Source organism: bacterium (assembly GCA_024226335.1).
Taxonomy (GTDB): domain Bacteria; phylum Myxococcota_A; class UBA9160; order SZUA-336; family SZUA-336; genus JAAELY01.
The window spans coordinates 1-1,738 of sequence record JAAELY010000110.1; the positions used below are offsets into that span (position 1 = coordinate 1).

Annotated in this window: 1 protein-coding gene; it reads right to left on the reverse strand. The window is 61.1% G+C overall.

The genetic code is table 11. The annotated features are described in order from the left end of the window. Positions 1-1,738: hypothetical protein (locus GY725_04760; GenBank protein MCP4003487.1), on the reverse strand; the 1,738-nt coding region annotated here is incomplete at both ends.

A 1,738-nucleotide genomic window follows, 5' to 3' on the forward strand; every position in this document is an offset into this window, starting at 1 on the left:
ATCGGCACGGCGGAAGCTGTTTTGGATATCGGAGAGAACACCCAGAACAACACGCAGCAGTGCCTCTCCTGTCTTCGCGGGGGCGATGAGGTGTCGTTCGAAATGCAGGACTTCCGTAGGTGACCAGGCCGGCAGTTCGGCGTCGTGCTCGGCCTTCCCGTGTGTGAGCTGTCCGAGATGGACTGATCTGGCTTTGGAGATCTCTGCTGCGGAAATCGCCCGCATGGCGTGGTAGGCCGCAGCTCCTGGCCTGTCGATCAGGGCCTTGAGGAGGACCTCGCGCGCGCGCTCAGCTTGATCGCGGGTATCTGGCGTATCGCGTCCATCGGGCGAAGAGTCGTCCTCCGGGCGAACATAACGATCGGTAAGACGCAGAAGGGCTTCCAGCGATTCCACCGAGACAGTGGCGAGAGCTCCCGTCGCGAAACCGCTGAGCCCGAACAGCGCGGCAACGGTGCTCTCAGTCCGAGCGTCACGCGACGCTCGGGGCGCCGCGTCAAGCCATTCAATGAGCTCATGCACCGCCCTGTCAGCGTCAAGAAAGAACAGCCATCCAAAGTAGCGCCACAGCGGCTCGTCGTCAGCCGCGGCGCGTGCCGCACGAAGCCTGCGAAGTGCGAGCGCCGTCGCTCGGCGTCGCTCAGGATCAGTGAGCTTCAGACGCACGAGAACCTCTCGCCCACAGTCGAGCACGTTGAGCGCTTTCGGCTTCTTACCGGTGATGACCTCGAACAGGATGGAATGGACGGCTTTGTGGATTTGCTTGGCCTTGAAACCGTAGTGCGACAAGAATTCGGAGCGGCCTCCGTATCGTCCCGCCCATTCATCGCGCAATGTCTGGCGCAGGATCGGAAGCACTGTAGCCGGGTGTCGGTCAGTGAGCTTTTCGAACCAGTCCGGATAGCCTTGCTCGGAGAGGCAGGCGTGCTGTGCGGCGCGTTCGGCTTCCGCTGGGCTGAGTTTGTGCGCCCACTCCGGAGCCTCTCCCGCTTCGATCGCGAGCCCGGCGTAAGCGAAGAGCGTGACGTGCTTCGTGATGACGCGATTGCCCTTGCGCTTCGGCCGTTCAGGGCTGGTGAGCCGCCATAGCGCCTTCATCCCGTTCCGATAGGCCTGGGCGACGGTTGGACTGAATCCCTCTTCGAGTAAAGGCCATTGCAGGGCCGCCTCTTCATAGCCTTTCTTGGTCTTGCGGCGTAACCAGCGGGTCAGTTCCCAGCGCTGTACGGCACCCCGGTTCCGATTCGCGATGAGGGCAGGGTCGGCCAGCATCGACGGATCCGCCTCGAGCTCTTCACGAAATCGGATCCAGGACGCCTTGGCTTCTTGCTTTTTCTTGGCTATTTTTTCTTCGTGACGCTGATTCCGCCGGATCTGACATCCCACCTCGCTCTCTTCAAAGGGCGTGAGAACACCGTCGAGCATCCTCTCTAGCTCGACACTGCCTGAAACCAGTGCATGCAGCTGGGGCATCTCAGCCTCGAGATTGCCGATGTCACGCAAGACATGAATGATCGCGCTGAAAGCGACTTGCTGATCGGCCAACAGCGAGCGTTTGGGGAGGTCTTCGTAGAGCCAGACCAGGTCTCTGGACCCGAGTTGCCACAGAGTCTCTAGTCGAAGGCGTGCCTGCCAGAAATTCGTCGGGCGATTATCGGCACCGCCGGTGTTCTGCCGCGTCTCCTCGATGTCCGCCCAGAAGAGATGGCGTTGAAGAGATAGCTTCTCGGAGACGAGC